Source organism: Sulfurimonas sp. ST-25 (assembly GCF_048079205.1).
Classification (GTDB): domain Bacteria; phylum Campylobacterota; class Campylobacteria; order Campylobacterales; family Sulfurimonadaceae; genus Thiomicrolovo; species Thiomicrolovo sulfuroxydans.
In genome coordinates, this window is the sequence record NZ_CP182225.1 from 2,415,134 (window position 1) to 2,428,934 (window position 13,801).

The 13,801-nt window shown below is 57.2% G+C and carries 9 protein-coding genes and 4 tRNA genes; 1 reads left to right on the top strand and 12 read right to left on the bottom strand.

Annotation, left to right across the window (positions count from 1 at the left end; translation table 11 throughout):
* Positions 1-47: 47 nt before the first annotated feature.
* The 7 genes from ACM66T_RS12505 to ACM66T_RS12535 form a co-directional block, all read right to left on the bottom strand.
* Entirely contained in the window at positions 48-551 is a 504-nt protein-coding gene (locus ACM66T_RS12505; protein ID WP_231019371.1) for a hypothetical protein, read from the bottom strand.
* A gap of 12 nt (positions 552-563) precedes the next feature.
* Positions 564-2,939, bottom strand: coding sequence for a S8 family peptidase (locus ACM66T_RS12510; RefSeq protein WP_231021245.1), 2,376 nt, complete (start codon positions 2,937-2,939; stop codon positions 564-566).
* A 332-nt stretch (positions 2,940-3,271) separates the two neighbouring features.
* Positions 3,272-4,492: a cytochrome-c peroxidase gene (locus tag ACM66T_RS12515; RefSeq protein WP_231019372.1), complete on the bottom strand. Its 1,221-nt coding sequence runs from the start codon at positions 4,490-4,492 to the stop codon at positions 3,272-3,274.
* A gap of 340 nt (positions 4,493-4,832) precedes the next feature.
* Positions 4,833-4,921 (bottom strand) — tRNA-Ser (locus tag ACM66T_RS12520).
* A 23-nt stretch (positions 4,922-4,944) separates the two neighbouring features.
* Positions 4,945-5,018, bottom strand: a tRNA-Cys gene (locus tag ACM66T_RS12525).
* 5 nt (positions 5,019-5,023) lie between these two features.
* Positions 5,024-5,111 (bottom strand) — tRNA-Leu (locus tag ACM66T_RS12530).
* Positions 5,112-5,193: 82 nt separating this feature from the next.
* Positions 5,194-5,268: transfer RNA gene (locus ACM66T_RS12535), tRNA-Gly, on the bottom strand.
* A 126-nt stretch (positions 5,269-5,394) separates the two neighbouring features.
* Here ACM66T_RS12535 and ilvD point away from each other — a divergent pair.
* Positions 5,395-7,083, top strand: a complete 1,689-nt coding sequence (gene ilvD / locus ACM66T_RS12540) for a dihydroxy-acid dehydratase (RefSeq protein ID WP_231019373.1) — start codon at positions 5,395-5,397, stop codon at positions 7,081-7,083.
* Positions 7,084-7,220: 137 nt separating this feature from the next.
* On the opposite strand, the gene ACM66T_RS12545 is transcribed toward ilvD, so the two are convergent.
* Genes ACM66T_RS12545 through ACM66T_RS12565 form a run of 5 tightly spaced genes read right to left on the bottom strand, consistent with a single transcriptional unit; the run spans position 7,221 to position 13,795 of the window.
* Positions 7,221-8,999 carry a nucleoside-diphosphate sugar epimerase/dehydratase gene (locus ACM66T_RS12545; RefSeq protein ID WP_349636716.1) on the bottom strand — a complete coding sequence of 593 codons (1,779 nt, stop codon included), beginning with the start codon at positions 8,997-8,999 and terminating at the stop codon, positions 7,221-7,223.
* Positions 8,996-10,099 carry a DegT/DnrJ/EryC1/StrS family aminotransferase gene (locus ACM66T_RS12550; protein WP_416768627.1) on the bottom strand — a complete coding sequence of 368 codons (1,104 nt, stop codon included), beginning with the start codon at positions 10,097-10,099 and terminating at the stop codon, positions 8,996-8,998. The genes ACM66T_RS12545 and ACM66T_RS12550 overlap by 4 nt, the downstream gene beginning before the upstream one ends.
* A gap of 2 nt (positions 10,100-10,101) precedes the next feature.
* The gene (locus ACM66T_RS12555) at positions 10,102-10,710 is read right to left on the bottom strand and encodes a sugar transferase (RefSeq protein ID WP_231019375.1); all 609 of its coding nucleotides are present in this window, start codon (positions 10,708-10,710) and stop codon (positions 10,102-10,104) included.
* The gene (locus ACM66T_RS12560) at positions 10,707-12,806 is read right to left on the bottom strand and encodes an STT3 domain-containing protein (protein WP_231019376.1); all 2,100 of its coding nucleotides are present in this window, start codon (positions 12,804-12,806) and stop codon (positions 10,707-10,709) included. Before ACM66T_RS12560 ends, ACM66T_RS12555 begins: the two co-directional genes overlap by 4 nt.
* Positions 12,803-13,795, bottom strand: coding sequence for a glycosyltransferase family 2 protein (locus ACM66T_RS12565; protein ID WP_231019377.1), 993 nt, complete (start codon positions 13,793-13,795; stop codon positions 12,803-12,805). The genes ACM66T_RS12560 and ACM66T_RS12565 overlap by 4 nt, the downstream gene beginning before the upstream one ends.
* Positions 13,796-13,801: the final 6 nt, after the last annotated feature.

Consider the following 13,801-nt stretch of genomic DNA (forward strand, 5'->3'; position numbering starts at 1 on the left):
ACAGAGAATCCCCCACCGGCCGGGGCATAAAACTGTCTCGCTTAATGTCATCGCAGCAGGATCGGTTTGACCCACTCCGGTTCGGCGTAGTCGACTTCGGAGAGGGTGTTCAAATGGTTGGTCTGCCCAATCAGTTCTCCGGCACCGGCGGGGGCGAAGAGGTAGATCCCCGCCGATGCGTTCACGGTCTGCATCAGTGTCAATCCCTGCGCGGCGGCAAAGGCTTCGGGCTTGACATCTTGATGCAGACGGATCAGTACATTCCCCGTCGCGATAAAGCGGTTGCGTTCGCTCCGGCGCTCTGACGTGTAAAAGACCCGGCGGTACTCGGATCCGGAAGAGGCCGTCTTCGCCGCCACCTCGGCCGGGGCGGCCTTCACGACCCGCTTGGCCGATGCACCGGCAGCGCGTAAGAGCGCCATTTCATCCTCTGCGCGGTAAAAAACCATCGAGGATTTTTTCGTCTGCAGCACCTGTTTGGTCATTGCCGGAACCTCGGCCATTGCCGCAGCCGCCAGCAACCACCCCGCCATGATTATCATACGTACCATCATACTCACCCCTTAATGTCCCCGAATCTGCAGCGACCAGCTTTTAAACGTACCGGTTGTTCCGGCCCGGAGGTCTTTGACGGTCAGCGTCCATGTTCCGGCCGCATCCTCGTCGAGACAGCGGACGGTGGAGAAGCGCCAGTTGGCGTAGGAGCCCTCCAGGTAGTAGGCCCCGCCGTATGCCAGATGGCTCTCCGTCCCCGCCGGTGATATCAGCCAAATATCGAGGTCCCCGGGACGGGCATGGTCAATGGTCACCCAGACGTCGACATGTTCCACGCTCAGCGTCTGTGCCTCGGTAATCGTGGACGTCACGCCGGTGGCGTTCGCATCGGGAATCGCCGTATCCGCGATGTCGTTTGTCAGCTTCGGCAGCACGGTTTCCGTGCCGAGCGACGCAAAACCTTCTGCCTTGGCGACGGCAGCCGCGGCATCCAGCAGCCCGAAGCCGTAATTGTGGTTGATATGCCACCCGGCGCCGTTGGTCGTCCAGTCGCCGTCACCCTGATCGTTTTTTCTGGCTGTCGTTGCAAGGATATAGCGTATATCGCGGTAGGTCAGATCCGGGTTCGCACTGAGCATCAAAGCGACGACCCCGCTGACCATGGGTACGGCTGCCGACGTCCCGTTCATATAGTTGGTGTAGTCACCGTTCTCATTACCCGAAACATCAAAATAGACAGGGAGATTCGTCTTGGGGTCGAGACGGTACGTTTCAACGAAGCCGGTCGATTCAAACCCGTAGTCGTACCCGGTGTAATCCGTCGTCACGATCGCCGCTCCGTTCACGGCATCATACTGCTCGCCGAACTCGCCGCCCGGCGCCGCGAGCAGAACATTCGCGCCGAAATTGGCATAGGAGGAGTAACTGCCGTCCTTATCGGTGGCCGTCACGGTCATGACATAGGGGTTGTTCGCGACGCCAGCATTGTTGGCGTTGCCGATATGCAGCGGGGAGTAATCCGAATTGCTGCGGTCGTTCCCCGCGGCCATGACGTAGACGATCCCCTTCCCGCTGCGCCCCTGCTCCGCCCCTGTCTGCAGACCGTCGATCAGCGTCTGGTCGTTATAGAGGAATTCGGAGGGGTCGCCCCAGCTGTTCGAGGAGATGTCTACCGCTTTGGAGAGCGCTTGGATCAGCGTAACGTCCGTCAGCGGCGACTGCGAGAAAACATTGTACCCCGCCAGCTTGACGAACGGGGCCACCCCTTTGACACCGAGGCTGTTCCACCCCGAAGCGGCGACGAGACCCGCACAGGCCGTCCCGTGCGCAGAGAGGTAGGGGTCCGTAGCGAGCTGGTCCGCATCGGGCGACGGGTCGTTCGAGCCGTCGGACCAGCGGTAGCTCTTCGTCAGGTCGAGGTTCGAGACCAGATCGGGGTGGATCGCTTCAATACCTGTATCGACCACGCCCACATAAATATTGCGGCGGCCCGCATAAGACTCCCAGACCGAAGCAACATTGATGTCGTTCGGTTCCGTCGCATCCAGATGCCACTGATATTGGGCGAGAGGATCTTCATAAGCCCCGGTATCGCTGCTCATGGGGTCGGTTCCGGCAAAAAACTCGCCGTAGTCACCCAGCGCATCCCCGTCGCTGTTCGCGGCTGCCGGGTTCGTACCGACCAGCAGCTCAAAATCATCAAAAAGGGCGTCGTTGTCCGTATCGTGGAAAAGATGGGTCGTTCCCGTAAACAATTCCTGGATCGTTGCCGACGCCACGGCATCCGCATAGGACTGCGCATCAATCAAGAGGGTCAGATCCTCCATTGCACCGCCCGTGGTCAGTTTTGCCGGGTTAAACGCGCTGAGCGCTGTCGACGGGGAGGCAAAAAGAAATCCGGAAAGGCGGGCGAGCACCGACTTGATCTCTGTCTCGTCCGTCAGACCCTCCCGGCGGATCCACTCGGCTGCAATGGTGGTGAAGACGTTCACCCGGACATTGTTGTTAAGCAGATCCGATACCGTCACATAGGCATAGAGGCTTCCCTGGACGGCTTTGACCGCGGCTGCGTCGTACTGTCCATCATCGTTGGGGTCGACATCTTCGCCCCCTTCAGCCTTCACAAGTAGCAACTGCGTCGATGCCAGACCGGGGAGCGAGACCGTAAATTTTCCGACTGTCTGCTCCGCGTACGGCACCAGTGTCTGGTTATCATCCATCAGGTCCGTTGCAGCATCGAACGGTGTCGTGACCGTCTGATACTGCTGCTGCCCCGCCAGGTCGCTGATGGTGACCGTTGCCCCGCCGATGGGGCCAAGGGCGATACTGTTTGCGACCGTCGGTCCTGGATCAACCGGGGTTTCCGGCGTCGAGGAGCCGCCGCCGGAACCGCAGCCGTGAAACATTAATGCCAGCCCGAGAAGCGCTGTCCCTCCGCCTCTCATCACCCGATAAAAACATTTCTGCCTCACGTATCCCCTTTTCGCCATATTCTTCAACTCAATTATACAAGCCTCCCGGCAAACACCGTAACGGCAGCATGCCAGAAGTCAGAATGGTTTTCATGATAGTATATTGTTTTATTTATAATAGCTACTTAATGTATGAATTACAAGGAGTTATCATATGGAGAGGGTAGCGCGCCGTTGATCCGGCACCCCTTGTGTCAGGGTACCGACACTGTTTTGGCGCTGCTGCGGCCGTATGGCGCTGATTGTCTCTTCCGACTTGAAGCCTTCGGCATCAAAAGAGACAGGGTGCGCTTACGGCAGCGGGATCAGGGCTGATAGCCGTCGGAGAGGGTCTTCAGGAAGACGACGATCGCATCCTCCTGTTCCCCCGTCAGGTGAAGATCGCCAAGCTCTTTCGTATTGATATTCTCAGGAACTTCCGGCGCCGGCCAACACCCCTGCGCCAAAGCATCCGCTTCGGTGGTCATAGCGTTTTCGCACCGTGGCAGCACGTCGCGCGTGTTGTAGAAGTGGACGATCGATTTCAGGCTTTTGAAGTAACCGTTGTGGGTATAGGCCTTGACGAAAAGCGCGTCGGGCCGCTTGTCGACGTTGCGCAGCGTCGGCACCTTCTGCTTGCCTTCGTTTGCCGCCGCGAACGCCGCGTAATCCAATCGGGTGGCCAGGAACTCTCCGAGACCACGGTCCGTCCATGCGTAGCCCAGCGGGTTGTACTGTGCGTCTTGGGTGTAAAAAGGATTCTCCGGGTTGCGGGGCACACCGAGATTGTCAAAGGTATAATCGGTCAGGAGCGGCGGCGTGCCGTCCGCCCCTGCGTTCAGCACGTGGCAGTTCGCGCATTTGCCTTTGCCCTTGAAAAGATCAAGCCCTTTGCGCTCCTCCTTTGTCAGCTCGGCCATGCCCTGTAGATAGTAATCATATTTCGACGTGAATGCGTTGACCTCATTCGATGCCTCGTAGGCGGCGATGGAGAGCGCAATGGCGTCAAAGGCGATCTCGACGTTCTCCGGCAGACAGGCACTGACTCCCCATACGGACGTGAAAAGATCGGCATAGAAGCCACTGCAGACCCCTGTCACGACATCATCCGGTGTCGCAAGCGCCTGTTCAAGCGGGTTTAAAAAAGGGCCCTGAGCTTGGTCGGCGGCGGGATTACCCAACTTTTCACCCGTCGCGCGGCCGTTCCAGAAATTGCCGCCTGTGAATACCGCCTGTTTCTGCTGCATGACATAATGCAGGATCGGACTCAGAGTCGCATACGCCGCGCTCGGCGGTTTCCGATTGCCGAAACGCCCGGCGACCGACCCCTCGTAAACCGCTCCGGAGGCGTTGATGCCCGAGAGGGGACCGGTGAAGCCCGTTTCGGGCGCGTGACAGCCGGCACAGGAGAGGTTCCCGTTGTATGAGAGGCTTTGATCGAAATAGATCATTTTGCCCAACGCTTCCTCGGGTGTCAGCGCGCCTGCCGTAAGCGACGCACCCAAACCCACCACTGCCAAACAGGCCACCAGCAATTTACTTTGCATAACACACCTCCTTATGGTTTCAGTGTATTATGCTCGCATCAAAATGAAAAAATAATGAAAAAAATCTTTAAATGTTTTTTAACGTTTTATAAAAGCTCTTTAGAACCCATGCAATACGGCAGACTTGGCGGGTTTTTCATCCGTGTTTTCGGTGTGAGAAACATGCGAGCCCGCGTGTCCAGCCAACGCGCTTACGCAAACCGGTTTCCCGAACGCTTCTGTCAAATGTAGGGATTGAACCGTTGCGTTTTCCCGGTCAAACTGCGGAACGTCAACAGCATGTCGCTTTTAACGGATAAATACTCGTAGAAGAATCGTATTCTGAAGGTTAGTGAAGGGGTGGCGGACAGACAGGGATTCGAACCCTGGGAGGTATGACCCTCGCCGGTTTTCAAGACCGGTGCATTCAACCAGCTCTGCCATCTGTCCATAAATAAAAGTCGGAGTTTTGGTGGAGGCGCCACCCGGACTCGAACCGGGGATCAAGGTTTTGCAAACCCATGCCTTACCACTTGGCTATGGCGCCACCGGTGGTGCCCGGAGCCGGGATCGAACCGGCACGATCGCAATGATCGAGGGATTTTAAGTCCCTTGCGTCTACCAATTTCGCCATCCGGGCTCAAGACACCAAAAAAAACCCCAACTCAAACCTCTGCTTTGAAGTCTAAGAAGTTTCAGTTGGGGTGTTTAAAAATAAAAAATGGAGCGGGAAACGAGGTTCGAACTCGCGACCCCAACCTTGGCAAGGTTGTGCTCTACCACTGAGCTATTCCCGCATCTGTTGTTGTGGACCGAAATTATAGGCAAATCCCTTTCTAATGTCAAGGCTTTTTCGAGCTTTTGCCGAAAACTTCGCTATAATCTCGAAAATTTGCATATTATATATAGAGAAGGACCAATCTATGCGCAGCGATACAGTCAAACGCGGCTTCGACCGCACCCCGCACCGGAGTCTTTTCAGAGCGACCGGCCTCAAAGACGAGGATTTTGACAAACCTTTCATCGGGGTTGCCAACAGCCACATCGACATCATCCCGGGCCACTTCTTCCTGCAGGAGTACGGCCGTATCGTCAAAGAAGCGATCCGCGAAGCGGGTGGGGTCCCGTTCGAGTTCAACACGATCGGTGTCGACGACGGGATCGCCATGGGCCACGACGGAATGCTCTACTCCCTGCCCAGCCGCGAACTGATCGCCGACAGCATCGAAACCGTGATGAACGCCCACAAGCTCGACGCACTGATCTGTATCCCCAACTGCGACAAGATCGTTCCGGGGATGATCATGGGTGCCCTGCGCGTCAATGTTCCGACGGTCTTCGTCTCCGGCGGCCCGATGGCGGCCGGCCACAAAAAAGACGGCACGCCGATCGACCTGGCTACAGCCTTCGAAGCCGTCGGCCAGCACGCCGAAGGCAATATGAGCGACGAGGAGCTCTACGAGATCGAATGCGAAGCCTGTCCGTCGGGTGGTTCGTGCTCGGGGATGTTCACCGCAAACTCCATGAACACCCTTTGCGAAGCGATGGGTATCGCCCTGCCGGGCAACGGTACGGTCCTCGCGATGACGCCGGAGCGGATCGAGATGGTCAAGCAGGCGGCCAAGCGTATCGTCGACATGGCCAAGGCGGATGATCCGAAGTACAACCTCCGCAACGTCCTCAACGAAAAAGCGATCCACAACGCCTTCGTCGTCGATATGGCGATGGGTGGTTCAAGCAACACGGTCCTTCATATGCTCGCCATCGCGAAAGAGGCGGAGGTCGATTTCGACATTACCAAGATCAACGAGATCGCAAAGAACGTTTCACACATCGCGAAGATCTCTCCGTCGCTCGGTACCGTCCACATGGAGGACATCGGCCGCGCGGGCGGGGTCAATGCCGTCATGAAAGAGGTCAGCCGCCGCGGCGGACTGCTGCACCTGGACAACCCGACGGTCACGGGGGAAACGATCGGTGAACGCATCGCCGATGCCGAGATCAAAGATACCGGTGTCATCCACACCAACGAAAACGCCTACTCCCCGGTCGGCGGGCTTTCCATCCTCTTCGGCAACCTTGCCGAAGAGGGCGCTGTCGTCAAAACGGCCGGTATCGCGCCGAGCATGCGCCAGTTCAAAGGAACCGCCGTCTGCTTCAACTCCCAGCAGGAGGCGATTGCCGGCATCATCGGCCACAAGGTCAAGCCGGGCAATGTCGTCGTCATCCGCTACGAAGGTCCCAAAGGGGGTCCGGGCATGCAGGAGATGCTGGCGCCGACGTCGCTCATCATGGGGATGGGCCTCGGCGAGAGCGTCGCCCTCATCACCGACGGCCGCTTCTCGGGGGCGACCCGCGGTGCCTCCATCGGTCACGTCAGCCCCGAAGCGGCCGAGGGCGGCCTCATCGGCCTGATCGAGGACGGCGACGAGATCGAACTCGATGTCGATACGCACCTGCTGCAGCTCAACGTCGCCGGGGAAGAGCTCGAACGCCGCCGTCTGCACTTCAAACCGCATAAGAAAGCCATCAACTCCAAGTGGCTCAAGCGCTACAGCCTGCTCGTCTCCAATGCCTCCAACGGCGCGGTTCTGAAGACGGAACTGGACTAAGCCCAGCCCGGCTTGGAATTTAGTTCCTCGCTTGTATTGCCCTTTAGGGCTTACACGACTCAGGATTTAGTCCTTCGCTTGCGTTGCCTTTTAAGGCTTATACGATTCGCAATTTAGTTGCTCACATGTATTGCCCTTTAGGGCTTATGATCAAACTCCGGCACGATCTTTTTCAACGCCGCGACCTTGTCGCTCGCTGCCAGTAGCGCAGCGATATCCTCTTCCAGTGCTTTGATCGGATAGTCCGTTTTGCCGGCAATGAAGATGGAGCTGTACCGGGTCTTCTCCTCCGTCTCGTCGATCAGCAGCTCTTCGTAGAGTTTTTCGCCCGGGCGCAGGCCGCACAGTTCGATCCGGATCTCATCCTCCCTGCCGTAAAGCCGGATCATCTGCCGGGCCAGATCGATGATCTTCACCGGTTCGCCCATGTCAAGGATAAACAGCTCGCCCCCTTTGGCGATGGCAGCCGCCTGCAGCACCAGCTGACACGCCTCGGGGATCAGCATGAAGTAGCGCGTCATCTCCGGGTCGGTTACCGTCACAGGCCCGCCCGCTTCAATCTGCCGCTTGAACTTCGGGATAACGCTGCCGCTGGACCCCAGCACGTTGCCGAAACGCACGGCGACGATCTCCGTACCGCCGCTCTCGACGTTCCCCGCATAGAGCTCCGTTACCCTTTTGGTCGCCCCCATGACATTGGTCGGGCGCACGGCCTTGTCCGTCGAAACAATGACCACCTTCTCAACGCCCGCGGCAATGCTGGCATCGATAACGTTTTTCGTCCCCAGGACGTTATTGCGCACCGCCGCAGCCTTGTTGGCTTCGCACAGTGGGACATGCTTGTAGGCCGCGGCATGGATGACAATGTCGGCTCCGAAGGCCGCCATCTTCTCCTGCAGCATCCAGTCGTCGGTCACGCTGAACATCTCCAGCGCCGCCGTGGGGATCGCTTCGCCGACCGTATAGAGATTGAACTCGCTGTGGTCGATCAGGGCCAGGGCCGATGCGCCGAAACGGTGGCACTGACGGGCGATCTCACTCCCGATACTGCCTCCCGCACCCGTGATAAACACGCGCTTCCCTTTCACAAAACCGGCAATCACTTCCTTGTCCAGATCCTTCGGATGACGGGCGAGGAGGTCTTCGATGGAGAGATCTTCGAGTTTGTCATACTGTCCTCCCAGCAGCCGCACCCGTTTGACTTCATTTACCCCGGCATCGCTCAGACGCTCGTAGAGCGCCTGAAGCTCATCCTGCGCCAGGTTGCTGGTGACAATCGCCGCGGCGATCCCGCGCTCGTTTATCAGGGATTCAAGTGTCTCCTCGCCGTAAACGCGGATATTGCTGATATAGGTCCCGACGGCACTGCGGTTCTCCGCGGACAGCACAACGACCGCGGAAGGGTAGTACGGGATATCCCCCTCCTGCGCACTTTTGATGATCGAAGCCGTTTTGGGGTTGACGCCGAGCAGCAGCACCGGTTGCTGGTGGGAGGAACGCTCCTGCTCCGTCATCAGCCGTTTGGCGACGCGCAGGACGCCGATAGCGAAGAGGGAGAGAAAAAAGTCGATGATAATGACACTGCGGGGGAAGGGGTCGAAGAGTGCCGGGAAAAGCAGGTAAAAGCCCGTGAAAACCGCATAGGCCGCCACATGGGCCTTGACAATGTTCTTCGCCTCCGCGAAGCCGACGAAACGCCAGACGATAAAGTAGATCCGAAAAAGGAAAAACGCAACGATCTTGAAGCCGACCAGATAGAAATAAACCGTGTCAAAGGATGAAAAGAAGCGCAGCGGAATGTCAAAGTTGAAACGCAGGGCGTAGGCGCCGTACAGCGTTGCGAGAGAAAGCAGCATATCCAGCAGCAGAAAAAAAAGGATCCGCTTGCCGGACGTCGGTCGCAGCAGCCCGCTCACACCACAACCTTCCGGATAATGTCGGAGACCCTGACAACATCCTCCTGCGTCATCTGCGTCCCGCTGGGCAGGCAGAGACCGCGAGAGAACAATTGTTCACTTGTCCCATCCTTCACCGCGGCCGCCCCCGAAAACAGGGGCTGAAGGTGCATCGGCTTCCAGAGGGGACGGCTTTCGATATCCTGGGCTTCCAGCGCCGTTCGAACCCGCTCGGGGTCGGTATGGCTCAGGGTCAGCGTCGTCAACCAGCGGTTTCCCTGGGCATCCGGCAGCTCCGGCATAAAGGTGATCTCGTCAATCTCCCCCAACGCTTCTTTGTACCAGCCGAAGATCCGGCGACGCTGTGTGACACGCTCGGAAAGCACCTCCATCTGCGCCACCCCGATAGCGGCCAGTACATTGCTCATACGGTAGTTGTACCCCAGCTCTTTGTGCTCGTACCAAGGGGTCGGCTCTTTCGCCTGCGTCGCATAGAACATCGCCTTTGCAATCGCCTCTCCACTTTTAGCGACGAGCATCCCCCCGCCGGAGGTGGAGAGGATCTTGTTCCCGTTAAACGAGTAGACGCCGAAGTCGCCCCAGGTTCCCGTATGGACGCCGTCCAGAGTCGCCCCGAGACTCTCGGCGGCGTCCTCGATCACGACGATACCGTGCTGCCGGCAGATCGCCATGATCCGCCGCATCTCCGCGCACTGGCCGTAAAGGTGGGTCACGATCAGGGCCTTCGGCATCTTCGGTGCCTGTGCAATCGCCGTCTCGAGCAGCTCGGGGGAGAGGTTCCAGCTCTTTGCCTCCGCATCGATGAAAAGCGGTGTCGCCTGCTGGTAAAGAATGGCAGCAACGGAACCGATGAAGGTGAACGACGACGCCAAAACGATATCGCCCTCCCCGATACCGCTCACCCGCAGCGCCAGGTGCAGCGCCGCCGTCCCGCTGGAAGTGCCTAGCGCGAACGGCGCCTGCGTATAGTCGCAGATTGCCTGCTCGAACCGTGTCACCATCGGCCCGAGCGGCGCAATGTAGTTACTCTCGAACACTTCGGCGATGTAGCGCTGCTCGTTGCCGGTCATGTGGGGAGGTGAGAGGAAAAGACGTGCCACCGCTATCCTTTAAGGGTCATCCAGATGTATGCCAGATCCTTTTGAAGGGACCACTGCTCGACATAGGCACGGTTGATCCGTACTTTGTCGGGCCAAATCACCATATCATTATAGCGTTGCGGATCCGTCTGTTCGGCCAAGAGGGCCTCCTCGTCCCGGTACTTCAGCGTTGCCGGTCCCGTGATCCCGGGACGGATTCCGAGGATCACCCTGTCCTCCCCCTCGAGCCGGTCGGCATAGCCCGCAACGTCGGGACGAGGGCCTACAAAACTCATGTCGCCGATAAGGATGTTGAACAGTTGGGGCAGTTCGTCAAGCTTGAAACGCCGTAACTGCTTCCCCAGCGGTGTAATCCGGACGTCATTGCGCGTCGTCACCGTCGTATCGACACCGCTGACCGTGCGCATCGTCCGGATCTTGAAGACCGTGAAAGGGTGCCCGTGGCGCCCAATGCGCTGCTGCGTAAAAAGCCCCGACCTCCGGGTATCGATGCCCGCCGCCACGATCAGCAGCAGGATCATCCACCACCCCAGCAGCAACCCCGTCCCCGCCAACAGGATGTCAAAGAGGCGTTTGGCAAAGGCGTCCCGGCGGGAAAGTCCCTGTATCATATCTTCAGGCGGTAGATCTTGGCCCATGGGGAGAGAATGACCGGTTCATAGAGATCGGTATCGTAGTTCTCCAGGACCCCCATCTGGATAAAGAGGGACTGGTACATCTCCTCGTCAAGCACCAGGAATTTGTTCGCGCTGCGCATGAAAATGACGGAAAGCGTCCCGTCGAAATGCAGCAGATTGACCTGCTTGCCCACCGGACCGTTCTCGTGCTCTTCAGTCATGACGAAACGGCGCAGCGGAAGGCTCTGCCGGCCGGCCTGCAGTACGCTCTTTTGCAGGTCAAGACGCAAGCCGTTGCCGAGATCGACAACATTGCCGGACTGTTTGGCATACCCCGTCACGTAGTAGAACGGCATCTTGTACGACTGCCCGCTCTGCAGATCCAGGTTAGAGAACACTTTGATCGTGCTGAAGATATCGAGCATCCGCAGCGGCAGGTAGAGATAGATATCACGGGTCGGTTCGGGCAGCGTCACATCCCCGACACGCAGCTGTTCCAGATACGCCTCGGTATCGACCTGGTCGGGCTGCTTGTTCCTAAAAAGGGTATCGGCGGCAACCCTGTAGCCCGAATCGACATAGGTTTCCACCGCCAGGCGCGACAGCGACGCCGCCTCTTTCGGGGAATCCGTCGTCAACACGCGCGAAACGATATAGTTGTCATGGCTGTGTTTTCCCCCGTCGATCAGGGTGTTCATATTGCTGTAATACCAGATGGGATAGCCGTAGTCCCACCAGGTGATGACGTAATCCCGCTCGCCGCCGATGGCTTTCATCTTGTCCAGAAGCGCTACCTCTTCCTTGGTGAAGACAGTCGGTACTTTATAGCCGATGATATGTTTGATGTTCGGGAAGAGCATCAGTCCCGTCAACAACGCCACCGCAGCCCAGGAAGCTTTATGATTGGGAATATAGGAGGCCAGCACATAAAAAAGGTAGACGGCCCCGAGCGCAGCGACGGGAACCGCATAGACGGTAAAACGCAGACCGCCCCAGAGCGAAAAGACGCCGATGCCGATTAGCGGCAACGCGAGCAGAAAAGGTCTGGAGCGCATCACAAGTAGCAGATAGCCGATCAACGCCGCTATCACGCCCGGGACGGAGCCTGAGATCCGGTCCGCCATCACGCTGAAGGGGATCGTCCCCGCCTCCCTTACAGTCTGGCTGACCTTGTAGAAATGAAGGCCACTCTCTTCCGTCCCGCGGATCAGATAGCCCGAGAGCTTGTGCCAGATGATGGCGAATCCATTCCCAGTAATCAGAAAGACCAAGAGGGTAACTCCTGCGGCAATCACAAGATGGCGCAGGGCAAAATTGCCACGTTTCAAACCCAGATGTACACCCACCAACACGAACAGTTTGATCCACAATGTCAATGGCATCAGGGCGATGGAAATCAGTACAATAGAGTGGTAGGTAAACTTCTCATAGCGGTGAAAGAGCACCATGTAACCAATGTAAAGCAACCCCATAGCGTAGATCAATGAAAGCCCCTGATCATACAGGAAACGATAGAGGGCGATCGAGAGCGCCGCCAGCAGCGCATTGGTAAAGGTCTCTTTTTCGATCGTCGCCATCAGGAAGTAGAGGATAAACATTGGCGCCATCGCCGAAAACATGTCCGTATCGTAGTAGCCGACCATCGTCCGGTTATAATAGCTCCAGGCGATCGAACCGATCAAAGCAGCATAGAATCCCAGCGGTGTAGCATTGTAAAGGCGCCCTATTAAGATGATAGGAATGACGACAAGGCTAGAAATAGCGGCCGGCATGTACAAGAGAACAGTATTGAGATCTACCGGCAGCAGTTTGACCGCCATTGTCGTCAAAAACGTGAGTGCCAGACCGGTCCATTCCAATACGCGGGGGTTTTCCCCATGCATTCCTTCGAGTGCCTGCTGGGCACTGCTGGCAAAGTAGTAGCCGTCATTCGTGTTGATCATCACCTGACCCTGCCAGAAGAAAGCAGGGATATCTGACGCCCACTGCAGCCAAATCATGCGGATCGCGATGCTGAATGTATACGCCGCCAGCATCAGCAGTATAACTGCGCCTGTAGAGAAACGCTCTTCGGTCTGGTAGGTGTTCATAGTGTCATTAGCCTTTTCAAGCGGGTTTTTAGAACGCTGCACGTCCCGGCGAGCTCACCGAGACCGTAACTAAAATGTAAAACGAAAAACGCAGCACATTGGTATAACAGAGTCGTATTATACTTTATCTGCCATGCACGCAGTAAAACGATTCCTGTGTACAGTAATAAAACGGTAACCGAAAGATAGAGCGCTTGTGGAAGCAGAGGGGAGAACAACAGGGGCAGCAACAGTACCAGCACAAAAACGAGCGGCACAAAATGCCGTACGCTTAACGACCCGAAAGTACCCGTCAGGTCGGCCGTAAGAAGGTTCCATTTTCCATTGGCGAAGTTGTTCTTCGCCAATGCCATAAAGGTTTCCCGCGCATAATAGGTACACCGAATATCCGGCACAAGAAAAATCCTGCCGCCGCCGCGTTTGATCCGCTTGTTCAGTTCAATATCCTGATTGCGGGTCAAGCGGGTATCATAAAGCCCGTAGCGGTCGAAAACCTCTTTTTTGAAACAGCCGAATGGGACCGTGTCGACCTCCTGCACCGACCGGACACCGGTACGGAACAGTGCATTCCCGACCCCGAAACGATCCCGCAGAACGTTTTTGATGGCCATGGACTTCGCAGTGGCATGCAGAACGTCCGTCTGCCACAATCCCCCGACGTTATCAGCATCGAGTTTTTGGCTCCAGTGTATCAGTTTGGAGAGGTAATCTGCAGGGTAACTGCTGTGGGCATCCGCACGGACAATAAAATCCCCGCTCGCCCTGCCAATACCCAGGTTCATCGCATACGGCGCGGTTCGGTCCCGGTTTTCAAGAAGCGATATCCAGCTATACGTTGCGGCATACCCGGCAACAATCTCCCCGGTCCGGTCGGTACTCATCCCATCGACGACAAAAAGCTCCAGCTGCGCTTTCGGGTAATCCGATGCGACAAAGGAGTCCAGACACGCGGCGATATAGCGCTCTTCATTGTAGGCGGGGATGATCACGGAGAC

What these genes read in the sequence shown, in the direction of transcription:
- ACM66T_RS12555 (WP_231019375.1), bottom strand. Translation starts at nt 10,710, where the DNA reads ATGATACAGGGACTTTCCCGCCGGGACGCCTTTGCCAAACGCCTCTTT.
- ACM66T_RS12505 (WP_231019371.1), bottom strand. Translation starts at nt 551, where the DNA reads ATGGTACGTATGATAATCATGGCGGGGTGGTTGCTGGCGGCTGCGGCA.
- ACM66T_RS12510 (WP_231021245.1), bottom strand. Translation starts at nt 2,939, where the DNA reads ATGAGAGGCGGAGGGACAGCGCTTCTCGGGCTGGCATTAATGTTTCAC.
- ACM66T_RS12560 (WP_231019376.1), bottom strand. Translation starts at nt 12,806, where the DNA reads ATGAACACCTACCAGACCGAAGAGCGTTTCTCTACAGGCGCAGTTATA.
- ACM66T_RS12515 (WP_231019372.1), bottom strand. Translation starts at nt 4,492, where the DNA reads ATGCAAAGTAAATTGCTGGTGGCCTGTTTGGCAGTGGTGGGTTTGGGT.
- ilvD (WP_231019373.1), top strand. Translation starts at nt 5,395, where the DNA reads ATGCGCAGCGATACAGTCAAACGCGGCTTCGACCGCACCCCGCACCGG.